This is a genomic window from Pseudarthrobacter sp. fls2-241-R2A-168, from assembly GCF_030209335.1.
Classification (GTDB): domain Bacteria; phylum Actinomycetota; class Actinomycetes; order Actinomycetales; family Micrococcaceae; genus Arthrobacter.
In genome coordinates, this window is the sequence record NZ_JARVSG010000029.1 from 1 (window position 1) to 19,487 (window position 19,487).

At 61.6% G+C, this 19,487-nt stretch carries 15 protein-coding genes; 6 read left to right on the plus strand and 9 right to left on the minus strand.

Annotated features, from left to right (window positions below):
• Positions 1–182 precede the first annotated feature (182 nt).
• Positions 183–1,394 (plus strand): YihY/virulence factor BrkB family protein, encoded by a 1,212-nt coding sequence (locus QRN11_RS15410; protein WP_285313456.1) that lies wholly within the window; start codon positions 183–185, stop codon positions 1,392–1,394.
• Positions 1,395–2,280: 886 nt separating this feature from the next.
• Here QRN11_RS15410 and QRN11_RS15415 read toward each other — a convergent pair.
• Positions 2,281–2,907: a cysteine hydrolase family protein gene (locus QRN11_RS15415; protein WP_285313457.1), complete on the minus strand. Its 627-nt coding sequence runs from the start codon at positions 2,905–2,907 to the stop codon at positions 2,281–2,283.
• 403 nt (positions 2,908–3,310) lie between these two features.
• Between QRN11_RS15415 and QRN11_RS22555 the strand changes: the two genes are divergently transcribed.
• Both QRN11_RS22555 and QRN11_RS15420 read left to right on the plus strand, forming a co-directional pair.
• On the plus strand, positions 3,311–3,511 hold the full coding sequence (locus QRN11_RS22555; protein ID WP_350223999.1) for a nuclear transport factor 2 family protein: 201 nt from the start codon (positions 3,311–3,313) through the stop codon (positions 3,509–3,511).
• A 20-nt stretch (positions 3,512–3,531) separates the two neighbouring features.
• Entirely contained in the window at positions 3,532–3,762 is a 231-nt protein-coding gene (locus tag QRN11_RS15420; protein ID WP_285313458.1) for a nuclear transport factor 2 family protein, read from the plus strand.
• Between the two features lie 531 nt (positions 3,763–4,293).
• Here the strand turns inward: QRN11_RS15420 and QRN11_RS15425 are convergent.
• The 7 genes from QRN11_RS15425 to QRN11_RS15455 form a co-directional block, all read right to left on the minus strand.
• Positions 4,294–5,064: an HpcH/HpaI aldolase family protein gene (locus QRN11_RS15425; protein ID WP_285313459.1), complete on the minus strand. Its 771-nt coding sequence runs from the start codon at positions 5,062–5,064 to the stop codon at positions 4,294–4,296.
• Positions 5,061–5,198, minus strand: a complete 138-nt coding sequence (locus QRN11_RS15430) for a hypothetical protein (RefSeq protein WP_285313460.1) — start codon at positions 5,196–5,198, stop codon at positions 5,061–5,063. The genes QRN11_RS15425 and QRN11_RS15430 overlap by 4 nt, the downstream gene beginning before the upstream one ends.
• Positions 5,199–5,253: 55 nt before the next feature.
• A complete protein-coding gene (locus QRN11_RS15435; RefSeq protein WP_285313461.1) occupies positions 5,254–6,078 on the minus strand; it encodes an SMP-30/gluconolactonase/LRE family protein in 825 nt (274 codons plus the stop codon).
• Between the two features lie 629 nt (positions 6,079–6,707).
• Complete coding sequence (locus QRN11_RS15440) at positions 6,708–7,829, minus strand: zinc-dependent alcohol dehydrogenase (protein ID WP_285313462.1); 1,122 nt, start codon at positions 7,827–7,829, stop codon at positions 6,708–6,710.
• Positions 7,830–8,739: 910 nt separating this feature from the next.
• On the minus strand, positions 8,740–9,873 hold the full coding sequence (locus QRN11_RS15445; RefSeq protein ID WP_285313463.1) for a flavin reductase: 1,134 nt from the start codon (positions 9,871–9,873) through the stop codon (positions 8,740–8,742).
• A gap of 11 nt (positions 9,874–9,884) precedes the next feature.
• Positions 9,885–11,285: an NtaA/DmoA family FMN-dependent monooxygenase gene (locus tag QRN11_RS15450; protein ID WP_285313464.1), complete on the minus strand. Its 1,401-nt coding sequence runs from the start codon at positions 11,283–11,285 to the stop codon at positions 9,885–9,887.
• 160 nt (positions 11,286–11,445) lie between these two features.
• Entirely contained in the window at positions 11,446–12,612 is a 1,167-nt protein-coding gene (locus QRN11_RS15455) for an acyl-CoA dehydrogenase family protein (RefSeq protein ID WP_285313465.1), read from the minus strand.
• A 213-nt stretch (positions 12,613–12,825) separates the two neighbouring features.
• Between QRN11_RS15455 and QRN11_RS15460 the strand changes: the two genes are divergently transcribed.
• Positions 12,826–14,292, plus strand: a complete 1,467-nt coding sequence (locus QRN11_RS15460; RefSeq protein ID WP_285313466.1) for an aldehyde dehydrogenase family protein — start codon at positions 12,826–12,828, stop codon at positions 14,290–14,292.
• Positions 14,293–15,888: 1,596 nt separating this feature from the next.
• Positions 15,889–16,665: an SDR family NAD(P)-dependent oxidoreductase gene (locus QRN11_RS15465; protein WP_285313467.1), complete on the plus strand. Its 777-nt coding sequence runs from the start codon at positions 15,889–15,891 to the stop codon at positions 16,663–16,665.
• A gap of 406 nt (positions 16,666–17,071) precedes the next feature.
• Here the strand turns inward: QRN11_RS15465 and QRN11_RS15470 are convergent, their stop codons facing one another.
• Positions 17,072–17,833, minus strand: coding sequence for an SDR family NAD(P)-dependent oxidoreductase (locus QRN11_RS15470; RefSeq protein ID WP_285313468.1), 762 nt, complete (start codon positions 17,831–17,833; stop codon positions 17,072–17,074).
• Positions 17,834–18,088: 255 nt separating this feature from the next.
• Here QRN11_RS15470 and QRN11_RS15475 point away from each other — a divergent pair, with 255 nt between their 5' ends.
• The gene (locus QRN11_RS15475; protein ID WP_285313469.1) at positions 18,089–18,976 is read left to right on the plus strand and encodes an SDR family NAD(P)-dependent oxidoreductase; all 888 of its coding nucleotides are present in this window, start codon (positions 18,089–18,091) and stop codon (positions 18,974–18,976) included.
• Positions 18,977–19,487: the final 511 nt, after the last annotated feature.

The following is a 19,487-nucleotide window of genomic DNA, read 5'->3' on the forward strand; positions in this document are numbered from 1 at the left end:
AGCCGAAGGCCAGGGCGCCGTCACCGACGTCAAAGACCGCGCCACCGACGCCAAAGACCACGTCCAAAACACGTAAGCACCAACGCGGTACCCAAGGCATGAGCATCACCCTGACAGGCCGGCCCCGCCATACCGCGGAGCCGGCCTCTCAGCTTTTGCACCCATAACGAGAGGACAACCCCATGGCCACTCAGGATTCATCCGAAACCAGCACTGCCAAGGCCAGGCAGGCACCGGATCCCAACGACTCACGGAAACCGGACAGTCCCACAGACCTCGACAAGCCGAACTGGAAGTACATTGCCAAGAAGACGCTGCGGGAGTTCACCAAGGATGATTGCCCGGACCTTGCTGCAGCCCTGACCTACTACGGAGTGCTGTCCCTGTTCCCGGCCATTCTGGCGCTGGTTTCACTGATCGGGCTTTTCGGCGACCCGCAGAAAACGACAGATGCCCTGCTCCAGATAGTGCAGGGATTTGTCCCCGCCGAAACGGTGGACACCGTCGGGGGCGTTGTGTCCGATCTGGCCAACGCGCCGGCAGCAGGCTTCACCCTGGTGATCGGCCTCGCCACAGCCCTCTGGTCCGCCTCCGGCTACGTCGGCGCCTTCGGCCGGGCAATGAACCGCGTGTACGAGGTGGACGAAGGCCGTCCGTTCGTCAAGCTGCGCGGCACCATGCTGGCAGTTACGCTCCTGGCCATCGTCATCGTCGCCGTCCTGGCCGGCATGCTGGTGCTGAGCGGCCCTGTGGCGGAGGCAGTGGGCGGGCTGATCGGCCTTAGCGGCGTCTTCCTCGCCATCTGGAACATCGCCAAGTGGCCGGTGATGGTGGTGCTGATCATCGCGATCATTGCCGTGCTCTACTACGCCACGCCTAACGTCAAGCAGCCCAAGTTCAAGTGGATGAGTATGGGTTCAGGTATTGCCTTGTTCGTCTTCCTGCTCGCGTCCGTTGGCTTTGGTTTCTATGTGGGCAACTTCGGAAACTACAACAAGACCTACGGCGCCCTGGGCGGTGTGATCGTTATGCTGCTGTGGCTGTGGATCCTGAACATGTCCCTGCTCTTCGGTGCGGAGTTTGACGCCGAGATGGAGCGTGGCCGCCAGCTTCAGGCCGGCATCGAGGCAGAAGAAACCATCCAGCTGCCGCCGCGGGACACCAAGAAGAGCGAGAAGCTGCAGAAGCAGGAGGAAGAGGACATCCGGCACGGGCGCGAACTTCGCGAAAAGTACAGTGCAGCAAACGGCGGGGACGATGATTCCGGCGAGAACGCGGACCGGGGCCAGCGTTCCGGCCAGTCTGCTGAGCGTCACCGCGACCGGGTCCGGGACAAGGTGCGGGACCGCGCCAGCCACCCCCAATCCCGCGATGACGGAAGCGGCCGCCGCTAGTTCGTTGCCGCTCGTTGAGAGGCACAGTCCGCTCCGGGCACTGTGCCACTTTGTTGTGGGGCTGCTTCACGCAAACGCCTTGTCCCCCTTCACCGTTTCAAGGCGCAGCGCGCCGCAGCAGGTACTAGGGCGTGTTTCCTAAAGCTGTCACCCAGATGCCGATGGCCCGGAGGACTGCTCCGCCGCGATAGGTGAGAGCAAGTTTGTCGTAGCGGGTCGCCAAGGCCCGCCACTGCTTGCAGACTTGGAAGTTGCGTTGGAGGCGTAGCGGCCTTTGTAGTCCTCTTCGTCGAAGGCCTGAGGGCGGCCGCCGGCGGATCCGCGTCGTTTCCGGTGACCGACCTGTTTTCGGACGGTTGCGGGATGACAGCGACGATGCCGCGGTCACGCAGGTGGGTCCTGATTGCTCTGGACGAGTACGACTTCTCACCGCGAACCCGGTCCCGGCGGTTACCTGGCAGGCCCGGACCGGCGCGGTTGACCTTCAGCTGGTCCATCAGGCGGGTGAACATGGGTGTGTCCCCGCCTTGCCCGGGGGCAACGAGCAGTCGTCGGGCTCAGCAAACAGATTCATGTAATTCGAGCAGGCCCCTGTGGTGCGGGGAAGGTTGGTGCCGTGCTAGTGGGCGCGGTTCACCGTCGAGTCGACCGAGACCGACCAATCCACTTCGCCATTGGCATCCGCCGTCGTCAGCAGCGCCGTCAGAATGGTGCACAGTTGCCGTCACCGCTGTAGTGGGGTGCCGCTTCCAGTGGTCTGCCAAGGACCGAACTCCGCTGGCACATCCCCAAGGCAACCCCACACCGTTACCGGCAGATGATGCCGGGTTTCTATCAACAGACATTTGTAGCGCTCTTTCAGTGCCGGCCCACGCGCAAACTCCGGCTAGTTCTGAGTGCCGCTTTCCCAGATTGCGAGAATCTCCGGCACACTGAGCACCTCGGCGGTTTGCGAAAGTCTGCCAAGTGCGTCCTGATGCGTGTCGGCAGTGAAACTTCCGGTACCGTCCGACGCGACGACGCACGTGAAACCCAGCGCCAGACCGTGCCGAGTCGTCACCTCGATGCCGTGGTCGGTGGCGACTCCCGCCAGCACCAGGGTGTCAATCGACCATCCGCGAAGCAGCGAATCCAGTCCTGTACCAACAAAGAACGTCGGGAGAGACTTGGAGAGGACGACGTCACCCGAGTCGGGCGAAGCCCACTCAACCCATTCCCCGTCGGGACTCCCCTCCGGCATGTACTGCGCGATGGCCGCAGGATCACTCACACCCTGCATTCGCATGGCAATCCTGATTGCCGCGGGTGACAGTTCGTCCACCGGAGCACCGACGTGCCGACTCCAGATCACTCGACAACCCGCTGCGCGCGCTCCCGCAATCAACTTGGGAACCTGCTCTGCCAACACAGCCCGGTTGTCCGCTTGGCCCGCAAGCCCCGCTTGCAGGTCCCAAATAATCAGCGCGGTCCGGCTCGCATCCAGTGATTCCTTGAGCGTGACATAGCCTGACATGTTTCCTCCTTGTGCTCGATGGTGTCTCCGGGACCGGGACACCCAAAGCCCCGTCAAGAACCGTGTGATTGTTCTTAGCAATGGTAGCGTTAACCATGCAAATGGTTATTAGGTAATGGTTACCGTCCGCGCATTAGGAAATAACGACCCCTTCCCTACCCAGCGTCATCATCGCCATCCCATATCGCGTTGCAGAGCTGCAGAACGCCGGCGTCATTCTCATCAACGGCGCGACCAGTTTGATGCCAAATCGCTCGTACGGAAGCCTCGGCCTCAGCGTATACGGCGGCGAGGCAGGGCGGAGGGCTTGGCTGAGTTCGTGCCGGTCCAACCACCGCTATGACGTGAGATTCGATTCTCCTGAATACAAAGGCACACGGCGCACTTTCGAGAGTGCCCAACAGTGGTATCAACGAAAAGACAAGAAGCTGGAGCACCAGCAAACTTGGATGATCTGCTCGCCGTTGAGGCAATCAAGCAGTTGAAGGGTAATTATTTTCGCTATCTCGACACCAAACACTGGGAGGCATGGCGGCAGCTGTTCACGGATGATCTACGAACAGACGGAACATTTTTCCGAACGCGTCGCACGACGTCTTCGTGAACGGCGCGCGTGACTCTCTTGTGAATGCCGCTACTGCTCATCACGGGCACAGACCGCTCATCGAGATCACCGGAGCCGGCGCGCTCCCCCGCCGCATGGGGTACGGGGGCTACGAGGAGGAATACCGTCGAATGAACGGCGAGTGGAAAATTTCGTTCATGCGCCTGGCCCGTCTGCACCTGTGGAGTGAGCCCATCGCCGGTGTCGACGTCAACGCCAAGACTCGAAGTTCCAGCGAACAGTGGCTTTGAGCTCCTTTTCATTTTGAAGTTACAACTCAGCAATGACTTCTTGACTAGTGATCCTGGTCCAGCAGGCGGAGCGGGTTCATGCCCGGCCGTCGGTTCCCCTCCCCCTTAGTTCTCAAAAGGACACTGGGGCGGCTGGCTCCCGAGGGTAAATAACCGGCGATCGAGAAGTCGGAGGCGGCAAGCCGGTGAAGCTAGTGAGCCTGGACCGGCAGGCGATGCGTGTCCTGCCCTTTCCCACAGGACAGACTGTTCCAGACAGGCACGGCTGCCGCGGGAGTACTACGTTCGGTGCACTCCGACGATTACTCGGTCGACTGACGATGACCGGCCGAATTGTCGAGGTCATCATAGACCTAGAGCAGGTCCCCCGATCAGCCATGGCGAATTCCGAATAAGGGCTTTGACTGCGGGGAGAGATGCACTATGCGCCGCAACTGTCTGAGGGCACGTCCGTCAGGCCCGTATCAACCCAGCCTGGTAGGCTCGTTGACAGATTGCACGGGCCAGGCGCAGGAGTCCAATGCCAGGACCTTATTCCATGCTTGGCCTAAATCGGGCCAGTCCCTCGACCGCCTTCGCCCGAACGCTGCCAAGATCCGAACCGATAGTGAGGAAGTCGGCTTCGTCATCAAGCCCCCACCCAGCCGGCACTCCCATCCGCGCACCACTCGAGCGGATTGATGCCTGCGCTTCTATAAAGATGTCCCGGATCTGTATCCGGTCCGCGTCGATGCTCGTATCCAGACCGAGATCCTGTGAAAGGTCAGCCGGACCGAAGAAGAGGTAATCGACTCCGTCGACCGCCGCGATCTTCTCTGCGTTGTCGACCCCCGCTCTCGTTTCGAGGAGTGGCAAAAGAAGCACATTCTCGTTGTGGCGGGCGGCGACCGGCCCCCAGTCATTCATGGTCACGAACCCCGCGCCCGGCGTTGACCCACACTTTCCGCGACCGCCCGACGTATACCGGGTCGCCCGGACCAGGCGCTCAATAACCCCTGGATCCTCCGCCTTCGGCACGACGATCCCGTGCGCGCCAGCATCGAGCGCCTGCTGAATCGTGTTGGCGGAAGGCTCGAGGACCCGCATCAGAGGACTTGCTCCGCCCAATTCAATGGCCCGGATATGGTTCACCGCCCCGGCTAGATCGATCATTCCGTGTTCTCGGTCGATGATGACGAAGTCATAGCCGGCTGACGCGACGATTGCGCTGGTCGAGGGGTCGCTCGACATAACGAATGTACCCAAGGGCCTCATGCCCCGTGCCACAAGACCGCTAAAGCGCTCCCTCGCGTTGGTCCTCACTTGGACTCCACCTCCAGGGCGTGTCCGTCGAGCGACTGGACGAGCACGACCTCAAACGAAACGGGACTGAAGGCCCCCGCTCTCTCCGGAATCTCCACGACCGCACCAGCGGGTTGCGGAATTGCGTATGTCATGAACTTCCTTTGGGGTCGAGTCCATATGTGCGGACACGTGCGCCAGTGGTAGGGGCTAGCCGTAGAGCGCGACACCTCGCACGTCCACGTCAAATGTCAGAACCCCGCCACGTCCAGCATCAGTCACGTAGAGAAGCTTTTGGTGGAGACCGAAGCAGAGGTTGGTCGGACGGGATCCCTCACCGCAATCGAGTTTCCTCACCAGTTGCCCGTCGGCGTCGAATACCTGAACTGACGTCCCTCGCACCGCCGCTACCCAGAGATTCCCCGTGTCATCCACGGCAATGCCGTCAGGCACGCCGGCATCGAGCACTGCCAGTGCTGCTGGTTCCCCTAGCTGACCGGAATCCATCGACGCTTGGAAAATGCGGTGGGGGGTTGCCGTCTCGGCCACGTAGAGGATGTCCCCGCCAGGACCGAACGCTAGACCGTTGGGAAACAGAATGCCCTCATGAACGAGATCCATTTTGCCTCCGTCGCGATCGCAAGCGTAGAGACGCCCAGCAGGGGCTGACGTCCGATCGAGGATGTTGGGCACTTTACGCGGATCCGTGAAATAGAGTCGACCATCAGGGCCGAAACAAAGGTCATTCGGCTGATCCAGACCAGTCGCTATGTGGCTAACCTGCCCGCCCTCGACGCGCTGTATTCCGGCAGTTGTCGTGTCGTCTCCGGCTTGTGTGATGTACAGAACCCCCGCATCATCTACGGTCAACCCGTTGGGACGACCGCCGATTTCGATAACCTCTATCGTCTCGCCGCTCGGATCAAGATGATAAAGGACGCCATGGTCAATCGACGTCACCCAGAGGGTGCCGTCTTCGAGCGCGGTCGGCCCCTCGGTGAACCCGAGGCCTGTAGCTAGCGTTTTGAAATCCATGTGATTACTCCGATCGATTGCATTAGTCGTTCCCAGAATCGCGTCCGGCTAGCCCTTCATGCGTTGAAACTCACAACAGATAGCGGAGGAAGCGATCGGTCCGTGGACTCCACCTCGTACCGGCGGAGGGTGAACCGTCAGACGCCATCCCGCCGAGACGGAGCCGGTCTCCGCAGCGACCACAGCTGCGTATGCGCGGGAGATTGCCTTCGTCGACCACGAGCACAAAGTAGGAATCGCTGGCCGTCGAGTCGTCCTGGGGGCGATCCCAGGCTCACCCAACCGATGTTTGTGCCATCGGCTTGGTGCCTGGCTAGGACCGGAAATGAACAAGCGGAGTTCGTCGTTCCCCTGTAAGCGAAGCACCACCTCCTGGCCGGGTCCGACTACCTCGAACACACTGTCCTGGGTGAACGTGTCAGCTAATGCCGTCTCGTCGCCATAGTCGATGGCGTGAGCGGGCGCATACAGCGTTGCCTTAATCGCATGGTGGGCCTCAAGAAAGGCCACCCGCCGCCCCAGTTCGGGTATCGTGTCGGCCTCGCGGACGCACGTCCATTCACGAGTCACTTTCGATCAGCTCAAATCAACGCAAGCATGAAAAGTGTTTGATTGGCCCATTGCAGTTGTCAGGCAGACAGTGTCGGGTCGAGTGCCGTCTTGATCGGCCGTTCGTCGGTCTCGCCGCCTGTTACGCGGATCGCTTCCTCCGCTGCCTCGAGTGGGTAGACGTGCGACACGAATTCGCCCAGGTCGATCCCCTCATCCAGCAGCTGCGCGGCAAGCTCGAGCGCCGGTTTCACGGAATGCGGGTGCGAGTTCGGGGCGAACATCGTGATCTCGTTCCTTAGCATGTGCATGAAGTCGACCGGCTGGACATGGGGCGTCGCGACCGCCGGGCTGACCACCGCGCCCAGAACCTGCGGCAAACTCAGTGCCAACTCCTTCGCCGGGGCATAACCGGCAACGTCGATCGCGACGTCTATCGGACCCATCGCAGCGATCACTCGATCCCGCGTCGTCGCGGCGTCTTCGCCGGGGGCTATCGCAATCGTCTCGACGGCACCAAAGCGCTTGGCCACCGCCAGGCGTTCGGCGTCCGACTCCAAGCCTATGGACACGACCTGCGCACCCCGGCGCGCCGCCGCGAGGACCGTACATAGACCTTGGGGGCCAGGACCGACCACGGCAACACGCGTGCCAAGGCCGATATCACCGAATGAACTCCAGCGGAGGCCATTGGCCAGCACCCCAGACGCGATCAACGCGGTCTTCGAGTCCATCCCATCAGGCACTTTATGGACGATTGCTTCCGCCGGCACGTACGCGTGTGTGGCGTAGCCGCCCCACAGCCCTGGCGCTCGATCGAGATTCATCACTCCGTACCCCGTCATGACGGGCACCCTGTTCTTCCGGCAGAGGTAATAATGGCCCTTGATGCACGGGCGGCACTGGTTGCAACCCCACCTGGCTTCAACGATCACCCGGTCGCCGACATCCAGCCCCCGCTTCTGCCTGGCCCCGTTGCCAATGACGGCCACCCGGCCCACGATTTCATCGCCGAAGATCACCGGCGCAGCAGCGTTCATCCAAGCAACCTCGCCTCGGAACATGTGGACCTCAGAGCCGTCAACACCGCACAACAGCACTTCGACCATCAACTCTTCGGGACCAATGTCCGGAAGCGGCAACTCCCGCAAGACGAACTTTTCCGGGCCTTCGAATACTACAGCCTTGGCTGTCTGCGCCACAGTTGCCTCCACTCCCGGCGTCCGGATTAGAACGGGCGCCATCATCCCTGCACATTCCATGCGAGCCTTCGGCGGAAACCGCCTTCATTGCTTCGACGCTGAACTATAATCGAATCATGCTATCTATTACAATAGACGTTTCCAACACCCTGTCAAGGACGAGCACGCCCGAAACCCTGGCAGCCCTTCGGTCGCGGCCGATCAGTCGAACTAGCTTTCCCTCGCCGGTGGGCAGCCGGTAGCGCTTCTGACTACGCCTTCACTGACAGCATGTGCATTGAGAACCTGCAGTCCCACTACGGCTTCACCCGCATGCCTTTCGGGCCCTTGCATTCCGCCCCAAACCCTGCACCCCCACCCATACACCGGGAAGCGAAGGCGCGGTCCAGCGGTGCGTCAGTCAGACCGGCGTCATCACCGGCTAGGACGGCGCCAAAAAAACGGTCGCCGTCCTCGCCGCCCTGGCCCAGCTCGAAACCTCCCGAAACCCGAGATCATCTACATCGCCGACCCACGATCACTGTGCGCGGGATCCACGCGGCAATCATGGCCACTGTCGGCGGCAGCCGCGTTCTACTCATAAGCCTGGCTTCCCAGACCGCGTCCCTGCCGGCCGGGATTGGACGAACGATCCCGCTGCCCGTGGTCGTCATCGACGAAGCCCACCCTCTCGGCAATACTCAACGCCCCGCCGGAAACCTGCCGCGGGGCGTTTCATGCCCGACCCGTCGTCACCGAACCGGAGCATGACTCGAACTGCCCGTACGCCGTGGCGACCGCCCTCGCCTAAGCCGTAGCACGGCGGACCACTCCCTTGCTGGCGTAGTTAATAGTGTCGCGACACGACCGCCACCAAAGCGTGCGGACGCAGGTTACTCAAATGATGCGGAATCTACCTGCACCGGTCGGATCAGCTCGCTGCCAGCTTCGAGATGTTGCCGGCGAGGCTTTTCACTTCAGCAACAAACTCCGCGAGGCGCTCGTTGTCGAGAGGCTCGAACCCGCCCACGTGAAGCACGAGGCCGACCCGCCCGCTGGCATCGAAGACCGGGACATGCACGTTACGCACGCGTGCCGCATCCCGTTCATCAACCTGCGGAACCATCAGCTCACGCGTGCGCTTCGTAAGCATCTTCTCTCGCGACTGCCTGTCCTCGAAAGCTTCCGACATCGCGTCCTGCCAGTCTTTGATACCCCCGCCTTCGAGCGAGTAGGCAATGCCCGAGCGACGAATGGCCTCAAGCCGCGAGAGGACGTTCTCGGTCTCCTCTGCGGGAGCTAACGCCGTCCAGGTTGCCACACGTTCATGGGGCTCCCACGCCATGATGGTTCCTCCGATCGGTGGGACGGCGCGTACTCGCACGCCCACGAACGTGCCCGACGCACGGTCCTCCGCTGGCGCTCCTGCCACTGCGAGGACGACGAGTTCGTCGCCGACCAGACCGGTCACTGCCACCTGCGTGTTCGAGCGTTCGGTGAACTCTTCGAGCGCAGGGCGCGCGAGGTCAACCAAGCGCAGGGGCACTCCCAGATCGTTGCGGGGGTCCCCGGCTACCAGGGACACCGGTTCGAAGCCGCCATAGCCACCCCGGAAGAACACCAATGGGCCCGAGCCCTCTTGAAGCCGCATGTCCTTCACCCGCCCGTACGCGGCGTAGTGGTCTCCCGCTTCATCCACTCGGAACAAATCGCAGTCGATCCAGGCCACTGCGTCTTCCAACGCAGGCATACCGCCGGGTGACGGATACCACGGCACCCCCGCGAACTTGTCGGTACCGGACCGACTGAAACCTCGCGATACTTTCTCCTGCCGCGTGCTCAGGATGTTGATGCAGAAGCCACCGCAGGATTCGATCTCAGGCCAGGTCTTGGATGAGACGGCGGGGAAGAAGGCGACCAGCGGCGGCTCCAGTGAGACGGACGTGAACGCGTTCACGGCCATGCCGACCGGGTTTCCGTCTTTCCCCATTGCCGTCACCACCACAACGCCGGTGGGGAAGTGACCCAGGACGCGGCGGAAGAGGTCCGGCTCGATCTTAATCATCGAATCCGCCATCAGGCCACGCCCTTTCCACTGCCCGCGCCACGCCGGTACTTCGCGGCCGGATGACGCTCATTCACATGAGAAGCCCCGAACCACTTCTGCCTGAGCGTGCCTGACGCGTACTCCGTCTGCATGAGCCCGCGGCGCTGCAGTTCCGGCACGGCGTAGCGGGAGAAGTCTGCGAGCTCTCCAGGTCCGTTAATGAATATGAGGTTGATGCCGTCGATGCCTGTTGCCGCCCACTCCTCAATGGCATCGGCGACCTGCTCACCAGTCCCTACCACGTCGGGCTTTTGCGTCCACTTCGCGAAGTCACGGAAGGTCCACTGCTTGTCGGGCGCGGCCTCTAAGAGTGCACGAAGGTTTCCCTGCATTGCGTTCGTGTCCATGTCACCGATTGGGGTATCTAGTTCGACTGTGCTCAGGTCAACACCCAGCGTGGCGCTCTGGAACGCGAGACTCGCCTCGTCATTCCAGTAGCTAAGCATCTCGTCGGCCTTCCGCTCCGCCTCCTCCTCGGTAGCAGCGGTGATGCACTTAAGCGCTTGGAATACCAGGAGGTCCTCGGGGCGCCGGCCTTCCTGCTTCACCCGCGTCCGCATGTCGTCCACGACAGCCGCTGCGCCGCGCGGATTCCTCGCTCCGATGAAAATCGCCTCCGCATTTCGGGCAGCGAAGGAGCGACCATCGTTCGAGGAGCCCGCCTGGAACAGAACGGGCATCCGCTGAGGGGAGGGTTCTACGGATATCGGTCCGGCAGAGCTGTAGAGCTCACCAACGTGATCGATGGAATGCACGGCCGTCGGGTCAGCATAGACTCCGGTTTCCACGTCCCGAATGACGGCGCAATCTTCCCAACTGCCCTCGAGCAGCTTGTAGAACACATCTACATACTCCTCCGCGCGCACATACCGGTCAGCGTGCGAGGCAATGTCTTCGAATCCGACGTTCCGCCAGGCCGACTTCTGGAACGAAGTCACGATGTTCCACGCCACTCGGCCCTCGGTGAGGTGATCGATCGTAGCCACACGCCGAGCAAAGCTGTACGGGTGCTCCTGAATCACGTTTGCGCTGAAGGCAAGTCCCAGGTGCTCGGTCGCCCCCGCAAGCGCGGCCACCAAAGCGCTTGGGTCGTTGCTCGGGAACCCGACACTCCAGCGCACCGCGGCATCACGCGACCCCTCGTAGGTGTCATGGACGCCGGAGTGATCCGCCAGGAAAAGGCCGTCGAACTTCGCCTCCTCGAGCCCCCGCGCGAGCTCAGTCCACGATTTCAGCGACCGGTAGTCGTGTCCCACACCAAGCGGCTGGTTCCAGGGTGACCCTGGAATACCCGCCGGGGCGTTCGTCGTGAACAAGCAAAAACGTAGCGGACGCCCCGCTCTATCCGCGTCTGTGTCACCGTCGTACATTATCTTCGCCCCTTTGATAGGTCTGTGTCCTTAGATGTGTTTCTGGGCCTCGGCGACTTCGGTCCGTTTCGCTGTCGTCAAGCTTGACAGTCCGGCTCCTGTAGCCTTCGCCAGGTGCCTGGCTTTGGTTCTCTATGACAGACACCTGTTCGCGATTGAGTCAGAGTGCTTTCCACGCGGCGAGAAGGTCGGGCGCCGTATTGACGAACGAAATGTCGTCGACCTGAAGATGCTGGGTCGCCACGGCCATATCACGGAAGACCCGTCCTATCCGGCTAGGCTGACGGAAGGAGGGCGACCCCGACCACAGTCGCGCGAAATTGACAACTCGCTCGGCGACTTTGTGAGTCCAGGTCGCCGATTGCTGCATACGGCTCATGAGCTCGGGAGTCGCCTGACCCGCATGCTCGGCCATCTGCTGCGCCTGCTCGACAGTATTCAGCGCATATGCTCGTGCGGCCTGGTACTCCGCTTCATGCTTGGCGAACTCGTACTGGAAGACCGGATAGTCGCTCACAGGAACCGGGTAGCCTCCTCGGTTCTTGCCATCAGTCAGCTTCGCAACCTCACGCAACGCACCCCGCATCAAACCGAGGGTGATCGCATTGTGGCCTGAAGCGAAGAGGCCGTTGAAGCCCATCTGATACATGGGTTCTGGCCGGACCGGGGTGGCGCCCGTCAGCCTCTGGACGAAGTCGTTGGGAACGAACAGGTCGGTCGCGGAGTAGTCCACGCTGCCGGTGCCTACCAGCCCCGCAACATCCCAGTTGCCGTGGAACTGGATTTGGTCACGCGGTGCGAAGGCAAAACGCATGTCGGGCACACCGTCGTCGATCATCAGCATGTTGCCCTGGTCGTCGTACATCGTCGCAGCGCAACCGATATAGTCCGCGTAATCGCTGCCGCTCCCGAACTGCCAACGGCCGGTGACACGAATTCCACCATCAACGAATGTTCCGCGTCCTCCGGGAACCGCTGCGCCGCAGGTGAGCCGCTTTCGCTCCCCTCCGAATAAGTGCATCGTGGCTGCCTCGGGCAACACGCCCGCCTGAAACCCCGCCCCGATGGTATATACATTCAGGCACCACCCCGTGGACCCGTCAATGGACGCAACTTGTTCAATAACCTTCATCGCCTCAGTCACGCGGAGACCACCGCCGCCAGCCGCCTCCGGAACGAGCATCCAGGGGAGGCCAGCCCCTTTGAACGCCTCGATCACCTTTGGGGAGATTTTGCGGTTTCGCTCCATCTCATCAGCCTCAGCTTCAATAAGAGGCCTGAGCTCCCGCGCAATGTCAAGGTACCGCTGCCCGTTGTTGGATTCCATAGAACCCGGGGTAGCTTCACTTATCGTTTGGTCTAGCAATTTCTCCCCGATCCACGCCAGTGTGTTTTGATTCGGCTAAAGTAGTCTATAACAATGTCAATGGTACGCCTAGATTCCTTTCCCAGTGACGAGCGCCACCTTAGGCAACCAGTTTTGAAGTCAACGTAGACGAACCAGTCGAGGAACTGGACGGTCAGATTGGAAGGCACCTCGATGAACAAGGTTGAGTTGGACCGGAGTCGACCCACCGTCGGTTTGAGAATCGGAAAGCATGTCCTTTTCGAAGGATCGGGGGGCATATACAGTCATATCGATCCGACGACCGGACGGCCTGACCGTGAGATTCCATTGGCGGGACCCGAAGAGATTGATCGGGCGGTCGAAATCGCCCATCAGGCACACTTGAGGTGGCGGGACACCCGCCCAGCCGAACGCAGACGGCTCCTCCTCAGACTGGCTGACCTGATGGAAGCGAACCGGGACGAGTTCATCCGCCTTGCAGTTTTAGACAACGGCACCCCGGTCAAGACCGCGAAGGACCTTTTCACCCTTCCGCTAGAGTGGACCCGTTACTACGCCGGCGCGGCGGATAAGTTGCAGGGGCGTGTTGCTTCATCCTTTGGTCCTGACGGTGAGTTCAGCTACGAGTTACCCCAGCCTTACGGGGTGATCGGGATCATCATCACCTGGAACGCTCCTATGGGTTCAATCGGAATGAAGGTGCCGGCCGCGCTGGCGGCGGGCAACACTGTGGTGATCAAACCGTCTGAATTCACGCCGTTCGCAGCCGACCTGTTCGGAGCACTCGCCGAGGAAGCCGGATTCCCCGAGGGGGTCATCAACATCGTCCCGGGGACGGCGGCCGCCGGGGCAAGGCTGGTAGAGCATCCGTTGGTGAAGAAGATTTCCTTCACCGGCGGACCCAGCACCGCAAAACTGATCCTGCGGGCATGCGCGGAACAGATGAAGCCGGCGGTTATGGAACTCGGTGGGAAGGCCGCTTATATCATCTTCGATGATGCCGACATTGACGCCGCGGTCACCTGGGGCACATCCCGCGCCGTTAGCACCCTGGCAGGACAGACCTGTGGTTCGCCGGCCCGGATGCTGGTTCAGCGCAACATCTACGACGAAGTTGTCGATCGGGCAGTAAAGGCGGCTTCGTCCGTCATCGTGGGTGACCCCTTCGACGCGGCGACGGACGTCGGACCCGTCATCAACGATGCAGCCCTAAACCGGATCTCCCAGCTGACGCAGCGAGCGACGCAAGACGGCGCTACTCTCGCTCACGGCGGACGCCGGCTGACGGGCGACGGACTCGCCGGCGGCTACTTCCTGGAACCCACCGTGCTCGCTGGCGTTGACCCCCGTTCCGAAATAGCCCAGACAGAGGTTTTCGGTCCCGTTCTGAGCGTGATTCCTTTCGACTCCGAAGAGGATGCCATAGCTATCGCCAACGCGACCCCATACGGTCTTGTTTCGTACATCCAGACGAACGACCTTCGTCGAGCGCACCGCGTGGCGGAGCGATTAGAGGCCGGGGTGACCCTCATCAACGGTGCGCCCAGCATGATGCCGAATCGTTCTTATGGGGGGTTGGGCCTGAGCGGGTACGGCCGTGAAGGCGGCCCGGAGGGTCTCTCCGAGTTCCTGCGGGTCAAAACCATCGCAATCACTTGAGTTGCGTCCTGAATCGCCCCGGATCGATAGACTGCAGGTTTTCCATCCACGGCCAATGCCATGGGCTCTCTTGCACGTAGTGCATGTATACGTTCTTGATCGAGCGCCAGGTGCCCGATCAATGGTTGGCGGGTTACCCGATCAGTGGTTGTCCGGTTTAACCGCTCGATCGAGCCAAGAGACCGGGGCGCGCCGAAGGATTGATATGTCGGGACCGAGCCCAGGTAAGCGCCGATTGTGGAGCCGGTGAACAGGTCCCAGCCGCCGATCTTCACGGCCCGGGCGAGGGCGATCTGCGTTGACATCTTTAGCAGAGACTGCCATGACCGGGTCCCTAGGTGTATCTACTGCTGAATGACTTCGGTGTGGCCGCTTGGTCGAGGCGGTCCGAGATCTGATGCATCACCTCGAGCGGACTCGTAGGTCAGCTACCGGGCCGGTTATCGAAACCCTGGCGGGCCAGCCAGAGTCCGTGGGAACAGTCCAGGCTTGCCTGCCGGAATATACGACGCCTTGGCGCAGCAGCAGGTTGCAGATGCGGTGGCGGGAACGCTTCAGATCGCCGCGGACGTCTTCGCAAAAGCGAACCAGGTCCGCGCTGCTTCCTGGTCGGCTGAGGGAATTCTTACCCGTGACCTGTCCCCGCTTCAGCAGCCAGGCCAATGCAGCGGACCCTTGGTGTTGGTTCATACTCGGCCACCGAGCGGACCCTGGAATTTCGATGGTGCCACGACCACTGTTCTATCCGAGAGTCCAGCAGGAATCGGGCCAGACCGAAGCCCGTCGGGCCGGCCTCGCAAACGACTCTTATCGCCAAGGACAGGGAAAGGAACCACACAAGAATGTCATTTTGATCCGGAGTCATCCGGTACGGAATTAAGGCGCCGAGCTCCTGCGGCTGGTCGTGGCCCAACTACTGCTGCACGGGCTCGTCATCGGGATCACGATGGATACGCTCCGTACCGGCACAAGTGCACGGGGTTCCAGCAGATCCCGTGCCACTCCGGCTACAACAAACGCGTCCACGCCGGCGGTTCGCTCATCGCCGCACTGGTCGCCACCATGGCCAGGACACGCCGTCCTGGCACGAGATCCTGCGGCTTGTGGACTCCACGCCTGTCCGGTTCGGCAAATACCGGGAACCGGTAAAACGCTCAACCTTCCCGTCCAGGCAGGTGCAGCTATTGCGACTCCCATTGCCGGTTTTTCTGCGACTTTCGGCTCTACTTGATCAGCGCCCCCGAAGGCATGCCCGTGATCCGGGGACTGGCTGACCGAAGATCGGTGAACGCAAAGCCACATAGGCACTGCTCACGAATGGCCGCCGCTGATCCGGTCCGTGAAGTTTACCCCCTGCGACGAAGGCTTCCGTGGCCGCGACATCGCGCAGATCATCACCGAGGGCCTCGGCGCAATTCTGCTCCCCAGGACCGCAATGCCGAGAAACCACTTCGAAGAACTCGGCGGAGTCGACCAACGGGTCCAGTCCGCCTACTCCTTATTCAAAAGAACGTGGAGGGTGGACGAAAATCCTGGCGAATGATAGCAATAATACGGTAGCTTGAAGTACAAGGCCAAATACTGGAGGGAGTGAAAGTGGATCAACTGGATCTAGGGGGGCGAATCGCGGTCGTCACGGGAGGAGCTTCTGGGATGGGCGCCGCCTCGGCGCTCCGCCTCGCCCGCGCCGGCGCCGTTGTGATCATCGCCGACATGGACCTTGCGCGCGCTGACGCAGTTGTCGATGAAATCGAGCAGGGCGGAGGTACGGCCTGCGCGATCCAGGTCGACTTGCTCGACGATTCGTCGGTGGCTTCGTTCGTCGAAACCGTGACCTCTCGCTACGACCAGATCGACATCCTCTTCAACAATGCCGGCGGCCCGGCCCCTCAAGGACTGGACGTCGACTACGCCAGGTGGGAGCGGAGCATGCGGCTCAATGTCTGGGCCCCGACGGTACTCACGCAACGCCTGCTTCCCCTTCTGCGCGCTTCTGGGAAGGCGTCGATCATCTACACGGCGTCCACCTCGGGGCTGGTAGCTTCCCCCAGCAGCCCCACGTATTCTGCCGCGAAAGGCGCCGTCGTTATGCTGGCGAAGTCCGTCGCTTTGCTCCTCGCCCCTGAGGGCATCCGAGCGAACGCGATCTGCCCCGGCATCACTGAGACGCCGATGCTGTCGCGGTTCTACGGCAGCGAGGAGCTTACCGAAGACGTGCAGCAACGCGTCGATGCGTACATGAGCAACGTTCCGCTTGGTCGGATCGCACAGCCGGACGAAATCGCTGGAACGGTGCTATTCCTGGCGAGCGACCTCAGCCGCTATCTTACGGGGGCGGCAATCCCCGTAGACGGCGGCCTCGTCGCCGGGTGACGAGCGAATATACGACGGCGAGAATTGATCGAATGCCCCGCCAGCCGACGTGACGAAGCGGCGAAAGCCACGCGTAAATTCTCCCGACGCCGTCATGGTGCCCGCGCGATGCCGCCGGGGTGCGTAAGGCTTTCAGTGGCCCCTGAGAATGGGAAACTCGTTCACAGTTCACGCCCGGAATTCATGGCAGGACGTCATGACGGCTGGCACCCTGATCTACTGCGACGCCTTCATAAGCGGGAGGTGGACGATTTCGCCCGCCAGAAAGGTGAACTGAATTCCCGCGATGCCCAGTCTGACCGCCGAAGCTTCAGTACAGGAGTTGTTGGGCCCAGACGTGGCCCGGTGGTCCGCAGTACGCCATCGTTCGTCACGCAGCGACGAACCAGATGCCGACGCGATGCCTTCAGTTCATGCCCCGCCAGGCGAGTGCGCCTCCGTCCGCGGTCACGACGACGCCGTTCACAAACGACGCGGCGTCGGAGACGAGAAAGGCCACCAGACCCGCCACCTCGTCCGGCCGGCCCGCCCGCCCAATCAGAGAGGATGCCGCCGACTTGCGCTCGGCCGCTTCTCGATCCGGCGCAACATCAAGGATCCGGTCACGCATCGGAGTGCTGGTCGCCCCGGGGCAGTAGGCATTGACCCGGATGTGTGGCGCGAGGTCGACTGCAGACGCGCGGGTAAGCTGAATCGCCGCTCCCTTGCTGGCGCAGTACGCCGGCGCCATTGGGTATCCCGTGAGTCCGGCGACCGAGGAGCAGTTGGCAATTGCAGCGCCGTTGCCGAGTCGCAGGTGGGGCGCGGACAGCTTGGTCAAGAGCCACATCGCCTTAACGTTGACATCGAAGACGAGGTCCCAGTTTTCCTCCTCAAGGGTGTCCACCCTTGAGACGTCAGTGAGGGTGGAATCGACGACACCCGCGTTGTTGACCAGGGTATCGAGCCCTCCCATGGCAGCTACCGAGGCTTCAACCAGCCCAGCGATCTCAGCCGAGCTCCGGAGGTTTGCCAGCAGAACGGTCGCCTCGGCACCCATTCCGCGCACCAGTTCAGCGGTCTCTTCAGCCAGCTCCGCATTCCGGTCGGTCACGATTACGTGCGCCGCACCCTGTTGGGCCAGCATCACCGCGGTGGCTCGTCCGATGCCTTGGGCGGCGCCGGTCACTAGCGCACGCTTGCCAGCCAAGGGCGCTGGCACGGTCTTACTCGTCACAACTCCACCTCAATTTGGGTCTCGGTCGACTTCTGCTCTTGAAAGCGTTAATCCACTGCCAAGAAGATTGGCCGTAAACAGACTATTCATAATAAGAGTTACATGCCATGCTAGTGCGAGACGGCGAGGATGCAAAGCGATCCGGGCACCCCGGGTTCATCGGCGCTTCTACGCTCCTTGCCGACCCGTGTCTGATAAGGAGACTCCGTGAAACTGGAAGAGTTGCAAGGTCGTGGAGCGGTGATCACCGGCTCGGGCGGCGGAATGGGTCGTTCGATCGCCCTCAGCCTCGCAGAAAAAGGTATGAATATTGTCATTGCCGACGTTGACTCGGAGGCTGCGGCCGCGGTCACTGAGGAGGTCCGGAAACTGGGCGTGAACAGTATTGCGGTGCCGGTGGATGTTTCCAAGCTCGACCAAGTCGAGGCGCTGGCCGCCGCTGCGTACGAGGAGTTCGGCGACATCGCTGTGCTGGCAAACAACGCTGGCGTCACCTGGCGCCCCTTCCGCTCAAGCTGGGATGCCAGCCTCGAAGACTTCGAGTGGATGATGAACGTCAACTTCTGGGGTGTCTTCAACGGTCATAGGGCATTCGTCCCGCGGATGCGTGAGACCGTCGCACCGAAGCACATCATAAACACCACATCATTCGGAGTGTTCAACGCTTCACCGGGGCACTCTGCCTATACGGCTGCCAAGTGTGCGGTCGATGGGCTGTCGCGGGTGACGCGAGCCGAGTACGAGGCCGCCGGCTTCAACATCGCGGTGTCCGTTCTTGTGCCAGGAGCAGTGAAAACGCGTATTTCCACCAGCGAGCGTCTCCGTCCGGAGGCTGAGCGGTCGGAGGCGCGGCCTGTCGTCCCGTGGGCTAGCTATGTCGACAACTGGGAAGCGCTCGGCGCGGAGAATAAAGACGTCGTCACAGACCAGACAAGGGTTACGCATAATATGCAGCCGATTGATCCCGATTGGGTGGGCCCGATGGTGCTGGATGGGATTCTCGAGAATCGCGCCTACATCTTAACCCACCCGGCGCCAGAGGTGATTTCCCGGCAGGCCGAGACGCTCGCGTCGTCCTATCGCCAAGTGAACTGAGTGTAGTGGCGAATCCACCCACTACCGGTTCAACGATGCGCAGAGCGTCGAAGTCGCCGAGATTTCCTGGTGCGCCCCTGGGGGCATCGGCAGACCTTAGCCCGCGCAGGGTTTCCGCTTCATAGACGCTACGGGAGAGCCCGCGTGTGCGGCGGATACGGATGACATGATCGACGTAGAGTCCTCCAGCCCCCATGCAGGGTGAGCGGCACGACCAGGGGGACGTCGGACGCGCCCGTATTGAAGCACGATGCGATGACGTCGGCCGTTTGCTCGGGCCTGCCGGCGCGCTTCTGGTGGCCGCGGCTACCGTCGAGCCTAGTGAGCAACTCTCGGCCGGTGAGGTTCTCTCGGCGAACTATCGCCTTGATCTCGTAGAGGCTGCCCCGGCGCCGGGTGTCGTTTGGCCGAGGACTGTCGAGGGCAATGCGCTCGATCGGGACGCTGGCGTGGTCGACCAGCTGCGCGTGAGCTTGATCAACCACAATCAGTTCCAGTTCAAGCGCCTTGG